Genomic DNA, 12637 nt, shown 5'->3' with positions numbered 1-12637 from the left:
GGCTTCCGCTACGCCTTGGCGGCGACGCGGGGACCGCCCAGGATGGCCTTCATCAAAGGTTCCACAAAGCGGGCGGCCAGCGGTCCCACCACGGCCATGATCAGCACATACGCGGTGGCCAGGGCCGCGAGCTCGTCCGGGACGGCGCCTGAAGTGACCGCGAGCCCGGCGATGACGATGGAGAACTCACCACGGGCAATAAGGGCTGCCCCGGCCCGGAACCGGCCGGGCCGGGCGATGCCCGCCCTTTTGGCTGCCCAGATGCCGGTGACCATCTTGGTGGCTGCGGTGACAAGTGCCAGCGCCAGCGCCCATCCCAGCACCGGCGGGATGGACGTGGGATCGGTGTTCAGCCCGAAGGCCACAAAGAAGATGGCGGCAAACAGGTCCCGGAGCGGCTCAAGGATCCGGGTGGCGTTATGGGCGGTGGCTCCGGAGATGGCGATGCCCAGCATAAAGGCGCCCACCGCCGCGGAAACCTGCATGGCCGAGGCGACGCCGGCCACCAGCAGCGCGGCCCCCAGCACGTTGAGCAGGAACACCTCGGAGTTCTCGCTGTGCACCGCCTTGGATACGTGGTGCCCGTGGCGCAGTGCCACCACAAGGACGAAGGTGACCACCGCCAGGGCGATGCCCACGGTGGTCAGGCCGCCCAGGAAGCTGACGCCAGCCAGGGTGGCGGTCAGGATGGGCAGGTACACGGCCATGGCCAGGTCCTCGAACACCAGGATGGACAGCACCACCGGCGTCTCGCGGTTGCCCAGCCGGCCCAGGTCAGTGATCACCTTGGCGGCGATGCCGGACGAGGAGATGTAGGTGACGCCGCCCATCACCATGGCGCCTACGCCGCCCCACCCCAGCAGCAGGGCCAAGGCGGCGCCCGGCAGGAAGTTCAGGACCAGGTCAAGGACGCCGGCCTGCCAGGACCTGCGCAGGCCGGTGAAAAGCTCGGCCGCCGTATATTCCAGTCCGAGCATAAGCAGCAGCAGGATCACGCCGATTTCGCCGGAAAGGTGGGCGAACTCGTGCATGCCGTCGAGTTTGATGACGCCGCCGGCACCGAAGGCGAGGCCGCCCAAGAGGTACAGCGGGATGGGTGACATTCCGATCCGTCCGGCCAGCCGGGCCAGCAGGCCCAGGCAGAACACAACGGCCCCCAGTTCAATGAGGGTCAGGGCCAGCGGGTCCACCGGGATCAGCCGTTGCGCAGGATATTGGCCGCGGAGTCAAGGCCTTCCTGGGTTCCGACAGCCACCAGCAGGTCACCGGTGTGGAGGATGGCATCCGGGCCGGGGGAGGGCAGGACTTCGCCCTCCCGCATGATGGCAACGATGGATACGCCGCACCGCGTTCGGATGCACGCTTTTCCCATGGGTTGGTTCTGGAAGGGGGAGCCCGGCGTAATGGAGAACTGCCGCGTGACGATCCCGGGAATGTCCTTGTGCTCTTCCGTCAGTTTCATGGCCAGGTGCTGCCCGCCCAGGAGGTTTCCCAGGGTGGCGGCCTCGTCGCCGGTCAGCGGGATTGAGGCCTGGCAGGTATCCGGATCGTCCCAGGTGGAAACGATGAGTTCGGTTTGCCCCTCGCGCAGCTCAACGACACCGATCCGGCGTCCTGTCGCCGTCATGAAATCCTTCCGTCGGCCAAGGCCGGGAAGGTCTGTCTCATCCACATTCATGCGTCCAGCCTAGTCTGCGCCGGCCCCTTGTGGGGTGGATTCAGGACTGCCGGGAATCCGCCCACGTGGTCAGCCGGCCGCACATGCCGTACCCCTCCTCCGGGCGCTGCCGGGCGGTGGCCACGGCGGAACCGGAGAGCGGCGCAGCGGAGCCCGCAGCCAGGTCTGCCAGCGCCTGCCCGGTTGCCTCCACCTGCCGGCGCACCGTGTCTTCCCAGATTTTTGTCCACTGGGCCACTTTGGGGCGCACCAGTGCTGCCGCGAGGTGGTGGAAGGCCGTCAGGGCCGCCGGTCCATCGCGCCGCACCGATGTATGCAGTTCGGCGTACCCTTCCAGGGCGAGGTCCCGCCGCCGCCGGGCTGCGGCGGCCACCGCGGAGTCTGCAGCGCCCGCGGGCAGGGCCGCGGCTGCGGCATACAGCTCCGGATCCTCGAGGATCCGGCGCGGAAAGGTCAGCACAGAGTCGCCGGCCTCGGGCAGTCCGGCGTTGGACATGATGACGGTCAGGGTGAGGCCATCCGGGTTGACCAGGCGGTGCACGGTGCCGGGGCTGAACCACAACAGGGAACCCGGTTCCAGGACGTGCTCTTCAGCGCCGGCCATGGTCAGGGTATGGACCGCCCCCGAGCCTGCCGTGACCAGGTATGCCTCGGCGGAAACGGTGTGCAGGTGGGGTGAGCCGCCGCATAACCCATCCGCCGCCTCCCAGTCGTAGACGCGGAGGCCGGTCACGGCCGTGCCGCCTGGAAACCCTGGAACCGGCGGCCGGGTCACCGGTCCGCCCCCACGGCTGAGCCGGCGGCCAGGGCCTCCAGCGCGGTTCCGGCCAGGGCTTCAATCCGGCCGGCGTCCGACTGGCCATCGGCGATCACCACTGCGTGGCGGAAGTGCAGCGTGGCGCCGGCGGCGAACAGGACCTCGGTGCTGAAGAACGGGGCCGGCCCCATGCAGGCGAACGGCTCGGACCGGGCAAACCATTCGGGCTGGGGGTTTCCGGCGGCCGGATCGTCCACCATGACCAGGGTGGAGTAGCGGCAGGTTTCGTCGTGCTGGCCCACAAAGGAGAGCCACGGTGCGCGCTTGCCGCGCAGTTCCTCTCCGGTGGCGCCGCCGGGAGCCAGGATGGTGCCGCCGGCAAATGCCCGGGGCCCCCGCCAGAACAGCCCACCATAACCGGCGTTGTCGCGGCCTTCTGTGGTGGGGGAGCCAATCTGGATATCGGCCCCGGAAACATTTGTCATGGCCGTGGCAAACACCAGGGTGTAGCTGCTGTCAGGGCCGGGCACCACGTGGAAGGAACGCTCCTCCGCCACCACCATGATGTCCTGCTGCGTGATCCAGTCCAGGGTGTGGGCAAAACGGAACGTCCGGCCGTCGTCCGTCACGGCGGCCGGCCCCCGGTGCCGCATGGCTCCGTTGTTGGGCAGCCACTGGTAGTCCTTGCCGCGCCGGTAACTGGGCCCGCCCCAGAAATTGTCGGGCCCCAGGTGCGGCAGGGACCAGGCGATGCCCTTGTGCCAGGTGTGGTCGTGCGGACGGTACGCCGTCACCACATCCCCGGCGGGGGTCCGTACAGGGTGGAAGTAGGGGCGCGGGGACTCCACCTGCGGGTCGTCCGCCGCGTAGGTGTAGGTCAGGACCTGGACGCCGTCGAGGGAAAGTTCGACGGCGGCGCCGTCGTCAGTCCACGAGAACGGGCTGGCGGAGGTGCTCATGCGGTGCTCTTTTCAAGTTTCCAGGGTTCGAGGTTGCCGTCGGCGCGGTCGAAGAACGGGTTTCCGTCCGTGATTTCGCCGCGTCGAACGGTGCTGCCGCCGATGGCGGACGCGTAGATGGCGGCGGCGAGTTCCATGGTGCGGTATGCATCGGCCGGTGGTACGGGCAGCGGAGTGCCCGCACTGAGTGCAGCGACGATGTGCGCGTACTGGGCGGCGTGTCCGCTGGGGGTCACCGGCTGGCCGTCGGCCCACGCTGCGGCAAGGTGCTCCTTGCCCGGCGCGGGCGTGAAACGCCAGTGCGCGTCGTCGTAGCCGTAGAGGTGCTCCAGTTCAACAGTGGCGTTTTCGTAGTCCAACCGCAGCTGCGAGGTCTCCCGCGGGGAGATGACGGAGTTGATGACCGTGCTCAGCGCGCCGGATTCAAACCGGACAATTGCGGTGGAAACGTCCTCGGTTTCCGTGCGCCGGGCCAGCCGGCCGGCAAATGCCGTGACTTCCTGCCACGGCCCCCACAGGTGGAGGAGCAGGTCGAACTGGTGGATGCCGTGCCCCATGGTGGGCCCGCCGCCTTCAACATCCCACTTACCGCGCCACGGCACATCAAAGTAGTCCTGGTCCCGGAACCACAGCGTGTTGCAGTATCCGGTCAGCGGGCTGCCCAGGGCGCCGCTCTCCTGCAGGGCCGCAAGTTTCCTGGCGCCGGAGCCGAACCGGTGCTGGAAGATGCAGCTGACCTGCCGGCCCGAGGCCCGCGCCGCAGCCTCAAGTTCCTCCATCTGCCGCAGCGACAGCGCCGGCGGCTTTTCCAGGACCACGTTCAAGCCCAGCGCCAGGGCTTCCAGTGCCAGGGGGGCGTGCGACGACGGCGGCGTGCAGATTGCCACCAGGTCCAGGCCGGCGGCGGCGGCGTCAGCGAGGGTCGGGGCAGTGGCGTTGATGCCCCACTTTTCGGCAAAGGCCGCGGCGCGGCCGGCATCGATGTCCACTGCCACCGCCAGTTCGGCGCCCCCCGCCAGCAGTGCTTCAGCATGGGCGTTGGCGATCCCGCCCGTGCCGACTATTCCCGCCCGGGGGCGGGGAAGGGGTGGTGTCATGGGCGGAACTCCTCGTCATTAAAGCAGAATGTTATCGATCACCTTTATTATGTGATCGATAACGTAATGCCGTCAAGGGCTGGTTCGGAGATGCGTCAGGACGACGGGACCACGGCGATGGGCGCTTTGCCCGGCGATTTCACGGGAAGCAGTACCAGCAGGCCGGCCAGCAGGACCACCATGATGCCAAGGATCCCCCAGCGCTGGGCCTCTCCGGCCGCGACCAGCGGGGTGGCGATGGCGATGCACAGGGTGAACAGCGCCGGAGCCAGGAAGCTGACGGCCCGGCCGGTGGTGGCGTACAGGCCAAACAGTTCGCCGGATTCCCCGTGCGGGGCAAGCCGCGCCAGGTACGCGCGGGACGAGGACTGCGCAGGGCCCACAAAGAGGCAGAGGAACAGCCCGAACACCCAGAAGGTGGTGCTGCCTGCCCACGCCGTGCCGAAGAAGACATGGTCGGCGTTGCCCAGGACCAGGATGAGCGTGCCGGCAACCAGGAGCCCCACCAGGGAGCCGATGATCACGGCCTTGGGCCCCACCCTGTCGTCGAGGAAGCCGCCGAGTACCGCCCCTGCGGCTGCCACCACGTTGCCGAAGATGGCAAAGAAGATCACCTGCGGCAATGCGAACCCGAAGGTGCCGGCGGCGATGATGCCGCCGAAGGTGAACACGGCGGCCAGGCCGTCGCGGAACACGGCGCTGGCGAGCAGGAAGTAGATGGTGTGCGGGCTGGTGGCGTAGATGGCCTTGATCCGCCGGAACAGCAACCCGTAGCTGGCAAGGAACCCCAGCCGCCCCGCCGCGGCCGTTGCCGGCACCTCGGGGACGGCGAAGAGGACAGGCAAAGCGAAAATGAGGAACCAGAGCGCCGAGAACACGGCCACCAGCCGGATGTTCAGGCCGTCCGCGGTGGCGGAGCCAAACCACTCGAAGCTGGGCTGGACGAACAGCTGCAGCACGATCAGCAGTGCAACGATGCCGCCCAGGTACCCCGAGGCCCAGCCGAATCCACTGACCTTGCCGATGTTTTTCGGCGTTGAGATCTGGGCGAGCATGGCGTTGTAGTTGACCCCGGCAAACTCAAAAAAGACGTTGCCGAGCGCAATCAGGGTGACGCCCAGAATCAGGAACCCGGGCTGGGGGAAGACAAAAAAGCACAGCCCGGTGAGCAGTGCCACGGCGGCCGTGTTGACCCCCAGCCACAGCTTTCGCCTGCCGCCGGCATCAGAGCGTTGCCCGGTGACGGGGGCCAGCAGGGCAATGGCGAGGCCCGCGATGGCCAGCGCACCGCCCAGCACCGCCGAGGCGCGGTCCTCGCCGCCGAACGCATCCGAGGTGAGATAAACGGTGAACACAAACGTGGTCATGACCGCGTTGAAGGCAGCGGAACCCCAGTCCCAGGCCGCCCAGGCCACAATCCGGCCCCTGCTGGAAGCCTGGCTGCCGGTTTCAAGTTCCGAGGACGGGTGCGGTGCCCCGGACACGCTGGCGCTGTTCATAGCTGCATCGTATCCGCCCGTGGCGAACACCAGGTGGACGCAGCCCCGCGATGCCGGGGCATTATGCGCCCGCAACGGCGCAATGTTAAGGACTAACCCGCAGGCCTTGATAAACTGGCCACTCCCAAACCTTACTTTTGCCGTCTGCTCCAACCATTGACAATCGAATTCCTGACGTTGCGGAGATACCAGTGATTACAGTCCTTGCCGTGCACTTTACGGTGGCTGTCCTGGCGCCGCTTATGTTCAGGGCCTGGGGCCGGAACGCGTTCTACGCACTCGCGGCCGTTCCCGCCGGTTCCTTTGTCTGGCTGCTGCTCCAGCACGGTCCCGTCTACTCGGACGCCGGGGCCATCGCCGAGGTGAACCCCTGGATCCCGGGCCTGCACCTCGAATTCGCCTTCCGGATGGACCCGCTGGCCTGGATCCTGTCGCTGCTGGTCCTCGGCGTGGGAGCCCTGGTGCTGGTGTACTGCGCCAAATACTTCGGGAAAAACGACCAGGACCTGGGTGGCTTCGGCGCCCAGCTGCTCGCGTTTGCCGGCGCCATGTTCGGCCTGGTGGTGGCCGATGACCTGCTCCTGCTCTTCATCTTCTGGGAACTCACCACCATCCTTTCCTACCTGCTGATCGGTTTCGCCCGCACCCGGCTCGCCGCCCGCAGGTCGGCGTTGCAGGCGCTGATGATCACCACAGCCGGCGGCCTCGCCATGCTGGTGGGCCTGATCATGCTGGGCCACACGGCCGGGACCTACCGCATCTCGGCCATCATGGACATGGCCCCCCAGCTCGTCGCCGGCAGCTCCGGCACCCTGGTGAGCGCCGCCGTCGTCCTGGTTCTGGTAGGTGCGATCACCAAATCAGCGCTGGTCCCCTTCCACTTCTGGCTCCCCGGCGCCATGGCCGCGCCCACCCCGGTCAGTGCGTACCTGCACGCCGCGGCGATGGTGAAGGCAGGCATCTACCTCGTGGCGCGGTTGGCCCCCGGCTTCTCCGAGACCGCGTACTGGCAGCCGGTGGTGCTGGGCCTGGGCCTGGCCACCATGCTGGTGGGCGGCTACCGCGCCCTGCGCCAAACCGACATCAAACTCATCCTGGCCTACGGAACCGTCAGCCAGCTCGGCTTCCTCACCATGGTGGTGGGCCTCGGCACGCCGGACGCTGCCCTCGCCGGACTGGCGATGCTGCTGGCGCATGGCCTGTTCAAAGCGACACTCTTCCTGGTGGTGGGCATCATCGACCACCAGTCCGGCACCCGCGACGTGCGCAAACTCTCCGGCGTCTTCCGGTCCTCCCGGGCCCTGGCCGTGGTGGCCGGCATCGGCGCCGCCTCCATGGCCGGCGTGCCGCTGCTGGCCGGCTTTGTGGCCAAAGAGTCGGTCCTCGAAGCCTTTGTGCACCACGCAGCCGACCCCGAAGCAGGCCCGTGGGGCATGGTGGTCCTGGCCGGGCTGGTCCTGGGATCGGTCCTGACCTTCGCCTACAGCGCCCGGTTTATGTGGGGCGCCTTCGCCAACAAACCCGGCGTGGAACCCACCCCGTTCAAGGCCATCAGCCCCGCGTTCCTCGCGGCGCCGGCCATCCTCAGCCTCCTGACCATCGGGTACGGGCTGTGGCCCGTCCCGGTGGACGCGTGGATCCAGCCGTACGCGGCCCTTTTCGCTTCACCAGCGGCCGACGCCGGCACTCCCGCCGAGCAGGCAGGGCACCTTGCGCTGTGGCATGGACTCACCCCGGCACTGGGCCTGACGGCGCTCACCTTCGTGCTGGGCCTGGCCATGCACTTCGGCCGCAACGCTGTGGCCCGGCTGCAGTCCCTGGTCCCGGCCTGGGTGGACGGGGACCGGGGCTACCAGCTGACCATCGGTGCGCTGGACGACGTCGCTGTGTGGATCACCGGCCGGACCCAGCGCGGTTCGCTGTACTTCTACCTTGCCGTGATCCTCAGCGTGGCCTTCGCACTGCCCCTGACGGTGATGCTTCTCTCCGGCAAGGCCCTCCCGGACAACCTGTACCTGGTGGATCCGGGCTCCCCGCTCCAGATCGTGGTGGGCGCGGTGATCGTTATCGGCGCCCTGGCCGCCGTCAAGGCCAACAAGCGCTTCCTGGCGGTGCTGATGGTGTCCGTGACCGGCTACGGCATCGCCCTGATGTTCGCACTGCAGAGCGCCCCGGACCTGGCGCTGACGCAGATGCTGGTGGAAACCATTGTGCTGGTCGCGTTTGTGCTGGCCATGCGCAGCCTGCCGGCCGAGCTGCGGGACCGCACGGGCGGCAAGTACCGGGTGGCGCGCGTCATCATCGGCCTGGCATTCGGCACAACAATGGTCTTTGCCGCGATCTACGCCATGGGCGCCCGCGTCGCCACACCGGTCTCGCTGCAGTTCCCGCAGCTGGCCTATGAAGGCGGCGGCGGGTTGAACATCGTCAACGTCACACTCGTGGACATCCGGGCCTGGGACACGTTCGGCGAAATCACCGTCCTGGCGCTGGCAGCCACCGGAGTCGCCAGCCTGATCTTCGTCCGCGGCCGCGGCGACAAGATCCAGATGTCCGCCTCCGTGGCCGAAGGCACCGTGGGCCGGCGGCACGGAGTGGATCCGGGTTCGCGTGAAGCCGCCGCGCTGGCCATCAGCCGCAAGTTTGCGTCGGCTACGCGGGATGCCTGGATCGTGGCCGGCCGGACCCTCGCCCCGGAACGCCGCTCCATCATCTTCGAGGTGGTCACCCGGCTGGTTTTCCACTCGATGATCATCTTCTCCCTCTACCTCCTGCTCGCAGGCCACAACCTTCCAGGCGGCGGATTCGCCGGCGGCCTGATGGCCGGCCTGGCGCTGACCATCCGCTACCTCGCCGGTGGCCGCTTCGAACTCCGCGAAGCCACCCCGGTCAGCGCGGGCGGGCTGCTGGGAATCGGGCTTGCCGTGGCCGCGCTGTCGGGGATCGCCCCGCTGCTTCTCGGCGGCCAGGTCTTCCAGAGCGCCATCGTCGAGTTCTGGCTGCCCGTCTTCGGGGACATCAAGTTCGTCACCTCCACACTGTTCGACATCGGGGTCTACATCGTGGTGGTGGGCCTGGTCCTGGACGTGCTGCGCAGCCTCGGAGCCGAAATCGACGAGCACTTCGATGAACGGTCCATGGCGGCCGCCGAAGACGAAGAAGAAACCGGCAGCATTCCTGCCGGGACCACCGTAGAGGCCAAAGCATGAGCGTTAACCTGACCCTCCTGATCATCATGGGAGCGCTGTACGCCTGTGGGATCTACCTGATCCTGGAACGCAGCCTGACCCGGGTGCTGCTGGGGCTGATGCTGCTGGCCAACGCCACCAACCTCCTGATCCTCGCCACCGGCGGCTACGCAGGCCTGGCGCCGTTGTATTCGAAGGACACCGCAGCCGGGGACTACAACGATCCGCTGCCGCAGGCGCTGATCCTCACCTCGATCGTCATCTCCTTCGCGGTGACGGCCTTTATGCTCGGCATCATCTACCGGACCTGGGTACTGGCACGCCGGGACGAGATCCAGGACGACGTGGAGGACCTCCGCGTCGCCGAGACCCCCAGCTTCGACGCCGAAGACGACGCCGAGATCCCCATCGAAACCTCCGAATTCCCGCTCACCATGGTTGGCACCGACGGCGGCGACGTGTCGGATCACGGCAGCCCCGGAGACCCCGCGGACAGGGCCAAGGTGGTGGCCGGCGGCAAGGAAATGCCCGCAGAGGACGCCGCGGCGGAAGAAAAACCCGGCTCCCAAAACGTTGCCCCCACCCCGGAAGGAGACGCTAAGTGAACATCGCAAGCCTGGCTCCACTCGCCGTCGTCCTTCCCATCCTGGGCGCCGCGCTCACCTTCCTGCTGATCCGGCACTCGCGGGCGCAGCGGGCCGTCAGCATCGCCCTGCTGTCCGTGACGCTGCTGCTCGAGTGCTTCCTGCTGGCCAGCGTGTGGGACGGCGGAACGTTCGCCGTGACCCTTGGCGGCTGGATCCCGCCCTTCGGCATCGTTATGGTGGTGGACCAGTTCTCCTCGCTCATGCTGGTGGTTTCCTCCGCCGTGAGCCTTGCCGTTCTGGTCTACGCCACCGGGCAGGGCATGGCGGACGGGGACCACGACGCACCCGTCTCGATCTTCCACCCCACCTACCTGATCCTGGTGGCAGGGGTCTCCAACGCCTTCCTCTCCGGTGACCTGTTCAACCTGTACGTAGGTTTCGAAATCCTGCTGACCGCCAGCTACGTGCTGATGACCCTGGGCGGAACCGGCCCGCGGATCCGGGCCGGCGTCACCTATGTGGTGGTGTCGGTGGTGTCTTCGGTGCTGTTCCTGATCTCCATCGCCATGATCTACGGGGCCACGGGCACCGTGAACATGGCGGACCTGGCCATCAAGCTGGGTGAGCTGGACCAGGGCACGCAGACCCTCCTGCACGTGATGCTGCTGGTGGCGTTCGGGATCAAGGCCGCGGTGTTCCCGCTGTCCTTCTGGCTTCCCGACTCGTATCCCACAGCGCCCGCACCGGTCACCGCCGTTTTCGCCGGCCTGCTCACCAAGGTGGGTGTGTACGCGATTGTCCGCACCGAAACGCTGCTGTTCCCCGGTGACTCGCTGAACACGCCGCTGATGGTGGCGGCCCTGCTGACGATGGTGGTGGGAATCCTCGGTGCGCTGGCGCAAAGCGACATCAAGCGTCTGCTGTCCTTCACCCTGGTCAGCCACATCGGCTACATGGTGTTCGGGCTGGCCATGTCCTCCAAAGCCGGGTTGGGTGCCGCTGTGTTCTACGTGGCACACCACATCACCATCCAGACCAGCCTGTTCCTGGTTACGGGCCTGATCGAACGCCGTGGCGGCAGTTCCTCCGTGGACCGCCTGGGCGGACTGGCCAAGCTCTCGCCGCTGCTGGCGCTGCTGTTTTTCATCCCCGGCATGAACCTGGCCGGCATCCCGCCGTTCTCCGGGTTCCTGGGGAAAGTGGGGCTCCTGCAGGCAGGCGTGGAACTTGGCACCCCGCTGGCGTACGCCCTGGTGATTGGCGGCGTCGTGACCAGCCTGCTCACGCTCCTGGCCGTTGCCAGGGTCTGGAACCGTGCCTTCTGGCGCCGGCCCACGGATGCCGAACATCCGGACCCCGTTCTGCTGGCAGACCCCGAAGACCCGGAGGCCCTGCAGCCCGCTGGAGCCGGCCGGACCGGCATGATGGTCTCCAACCGCACGGGAACGGCACGGCGCGCCATGCTGATGCCCCGGACCATGGTGGGCTCCACCCTGGGGCTGGTGGTGCTGGGCGTGGCCCTGACCGTCTTTGCCGGGCCGCTGTTTGAACTCTCGGACCGGGCCGCGCAGGACATGCTGGACCGGGCGCCGTACATCCAGGCAGTCCTGGGCGATGACACGGTGGTTCCGCCGGCACCCGCCCTTGGAGGAGGAAAATGAGCCGCCGCCGGATTTCGCTGCGCCAGGAACTGCCTCTGCTGGTGTGGCTGGTGATTGTGTGGGGCGCGCTGTGGCAGGACTTCAGCCCCGGAAACCTGCTCTTCGGCGCCTTGCTGGCCATCGCCGTCGCCCGGTTGTTCTACCTTCCGCCGGTTGAACTCAGCGGCCGGTTCAACGTCCTGCAGGCTGTCCCGTTTGCGTTGTCCTTCCTGGGCAAGGTGGTGGTGGCCAGCGGACAGATCCTCTACCTGGCGCTGGTCCGAGGCCCCAAGGTCACCAACGCCGTGGTGGCGGTGACCCTGCGGAGCCGCCAGGACCTGATGGTCACCGCCGTGGGGCACGTGATTTCGCTGATTCCCGGTTCCCTGGTGGTGGAGGTGGACCGGTCAACCTCCACGCTGTACCTGCACGCCATCAACATCAGCTCCCCGGAAGCCGTGGAGAACCTGAAAAACGAGGTGCGCGGCATCGAAGCGGCACTGATCCGGATCATGGGCACCCCTGAAGAGCTTGAACTTGTCCGGACGGAGGCGGCCGCATGATGCAGGCAGTCCTGGTGGCTACCGCCATCATCTTCTCTCTGGCCGCCGCCGGCGCCATCCTCCGGATCGCCCGCGGACCGTCGCTGCTGGACCGCGTGCTGGCGGCGGACGTGCTGCTGGCCATCCTGGGTGGTGCGCTGTGTGTGGACATGGCCGTGAACCGGCACCTGAACAACCTGATGCTGGTGGTTGCCATTTCCATCATCGGCTTCATCGGGTCCGTCACCGTGGCCCGGTTCGTGGCTGACCGAAGGGAACAACAGCCTCATGAATCCTGATTTCACCGGAGTGGACGCCTGGGTGGACCTGGCCTCGGCTGTGTTTATGATCGTGGGCGCCATCATGTCCCTGGGCGCAGCGATCGGGCTGCTCCGTTTCCCGGACCTGCTCAGCCGCATGCACGCCGCCACCAAACCGCAGGTGCTGGGCCTCTTCCTCCTCCTGGCGGCCATCGGCCTGCAGATGCGCACCTGGTGGGTATGGCCCGTGCTGGTGGTGGCCTGGATCTTCCAGCTGCTGACGGTTCCCGTCTCGGCCCACATGGTGGGCCGCGCCGGCTACCGCACCAAGCACCTGCACCGGGAGCTCCTCACCTCCGACGACCTCGAGGAAGTGGTGCAGAAAGCTGCCGCCAAGGCCGCCGCCGACGAAACCCGCGACGGCGACTGA

12 protein-coding genes are annotated in these 12637 nt (G+C 67.4%); 6 read left to right on the top strand and 6 right to left on the bottom strand.

Annotation, left to right across the window (positions count from 1 at the left end; all coding sequences use genetic code 11):
• Positions 1-8: 8 nt before the first annotated feature.
• From ACRB8A_RS17895 to ACRB8A_RS17870, 6 genes are all read right to left on the bottom strand, one after another.
• Entirely contained in the window at positions 9-1190 is a 1182-nt protein-coding gene (locus ACRB8A_RS17895; protein WP_050685268.1) for a cation:proton antiporter, read from the bottom strand.
• Positions 1191-1195: 5 nt separating this feature from the next.
• A complete protein-coding gene (locus ACRB8A_RS17890) occupies positions 1196-1678 on the bottom strand; it encodes a cation:proton antiporter regulatory subunit (protein WP_056595745.1) in 483 nt (160 codons plus the stop codon).
• 40 nt (positions 1679-1718) lie between these two features.
• Positions 1719-2411 carry a cupin domain-containing protein gene (locus tag ACRB8A_RS17885; protein WP_235504630.1) on the bottom strand — a complete coding sequence of 231 codons (693 nt, stop codon included), beginning with the start codon at positions 2409-2411 and terminating at the stop codon, positions 1719-1721.
• 38 nt (positions 2412-2449) lie between these two features.
• Positions 2450-3394 carry a PmoA family protein gene (locus ACRB8A_RS17880; RefSeq protein ID WP_056595740.1) on the bottom strand — a complete coding sequence of 315 codons (945 nt, stop codon included), beginning with the start codon at positions 3392-3394 and terminating at the stop codon, positions 2450-2452.
• Positions 3391-4491, bottom strand: a complete 1101-nt coding sequence (locus tag ACRB8A_RS17875; protein ID WP_056595737.1) for a Gfo/Idh/MocA family protein — start codon at positions 4489-4491, stop codon at positions 3391-3393. Before ACRB8A_RS17875 ends, ACRB8A_RS17880 begins: the two co-directional genes overlap by 4 nt.
• A 95-nt stretch (positions 4492-4586) precedes the next feature.
• On the bottom strand, positions 4587-5990 hold the full coding sequence (locus tag ACRB8A_RS17870) for an MFS transporter (RefSeq protein WP_056595734.1): 1404 nt from the start codon (positions 5988-5990) through the stop codon (positions 4587-4589).
• Positions 5991-6181: 191 nt separating this feature from the next.
• Here ACRB8A_RS17870 and ACRB8A_RS17865 point away from each other — a divergent pair, with 191 nt between their 5' ends.
• Genes ACRB8A_RS17865 through mnhG form a run of 6 tightly spaced genes read left to right on the top strand, consistent with a single transcriptional unit; the run spans position 6182 to position 12637 of the window.
• The gene (locus tag ACRB8A_RS17865) at positions 6182-9199 is read left to right on the top strand and encodes a Na+/H+ antiporter subunit A (RefSeq protein ID WP_056595731.1); all 3018 of its coding nucleotides are present in this window, start codon (positions 6182-6184) and stop codon (positions 9197-9199) included.
• Complete coding sequence (locus ACRB8A_RS17860; protein ID WP_050685261.1) at positions 9196-9783, top strand: Na(+)/H(+) antiporter subunit C; 588 nt, start codon at positions 9196-9198, stop codon at positions 9781-9783. The genes ACRB8A_RS17865 and ACRB8A_RS17860 overlap by 4 nt, the downstream gene beginning before the upstream one ends.
• Complete coding sequence (locus tag ACRB8A_RS17855; RefSeq protein ID WP_050685260.1) at positions 9780-11426, top strand: Na+/H+ antiporter subunit D; 1647 nt, start codon at positions 9780-9782, stop codon at positions 11424-11426. Before ACRB8A_RS17860 ends, ACRB8A_RS17855 begins: the two co-directional genes overlap by 4 nt.
• Entirely contained in the window at positions 11423-11968 is a 546-nt protein-coding gene (locus ACRB8A_RS17850) for a Na+/H+ antiporter subunit E (protein WP_050685259.1), read from the top strand. Before ACRB8A_RS17855 ends, ACRB8A_RS17850 begins: the two co-directional genes overlap by 4 nt.
• Entirely contained in the window at positions 11965-12246 is a 282-nt protein-coding gene (locus tag ACRB8A_RS17845) for a monovalent cation/H+ antiporter complex subunit F (protein WP_050685258.1), read from the top strand. Before ACRB8A_RS17850 ends, ACRB8A_RS17845 begins: the two co-directional genes overlap by 4 nt.
• Positions 12236-12637, top strand: a complete 402-nt coding sequence (gene mnhG / locus ACRB8A_RS17840) for a monovalent cation/H(+) antiporter subunit G (protein WP_050685257.1) — start codon at positions 12236-12238, stop codon at positions 12635-12637. Before ACRB8A_RS17845 ends, mnhG begins: the two co-directional genes overlap by 11 nt.

This window comes from Arthrobacter sp. G.S.26, from assembly GCF_050847375.1.
Lineage (GTDB): Bacteria > Actinomycetota > Actinomycetes > Actinomycetales > Micrococcaceae > Arthrobacter.
The sequence above is the reverse complement of the archived record's forward strand: the minus strand, read 5'-3'. Positions and strand labels throughout refer to the sequence as shown.

Bases quoted from the DNA above. Each gene is read 5' to 3' on its own strand.
- ACRB8A_RS17850 (WP_050685259.1), top strand. From the start codon at position 11,423: ATGAGCCGCCGCCGGATTTCGCTGCGCCAGGAACTGCCTCTGCTGGTG.
- ACRB8A_RS17890 (WP_056595745.1), bottom strand. From the start codon at position 1,678: ATGAATGTGGATGAGACAGACCTTCCCGGCCTTGGCCGACGGAAGGAT.
- ACRB8A_RS17860 (WP_050685261.1), top strand. From the start codon at position 9,196: ATGAGCGTTAACCTGACCCTCCTGATCATCATGGGAGCGCTGTACGCC.
- ACRB8A_RS17870 (WP_056595734.1), bottom strand. From the start codon at position 5,990: ATGAACAGCGCCAGCGTGTCCGGGGCACCGCACCCGTCCTCGGAACTT.
- ACRB8A_RS17880 (WP_056595740.1), bottom strand. From the start codon at position 3,394: ATGAGCACCTCCGCCAGCCCGTTCTCGTGGACTGACGACGGCGCCGCC.
- mnhG (WP_050685257.1), top strand. From the start codon at position 12,236: ATGAATCCTGATTTCACCGGAGTGGACGCCTGGGTGGACCTGGCCTCG.
- ACRB8A_RS17875 (WP_056595737.1), bottom strand. From the start codon at position 4,491: ATGACACCACCCCTTCCCCGCCCCCGGGCGGGAATAGTCGGCACGGGC.
- ACRB8A_RS17845 (WP_050685258.1), top strand. From the start codon at position 11,965: ATGATGCAGGCAGTCCTGGTGGCTACCGCCATCATCTTCTCTCTGGCC.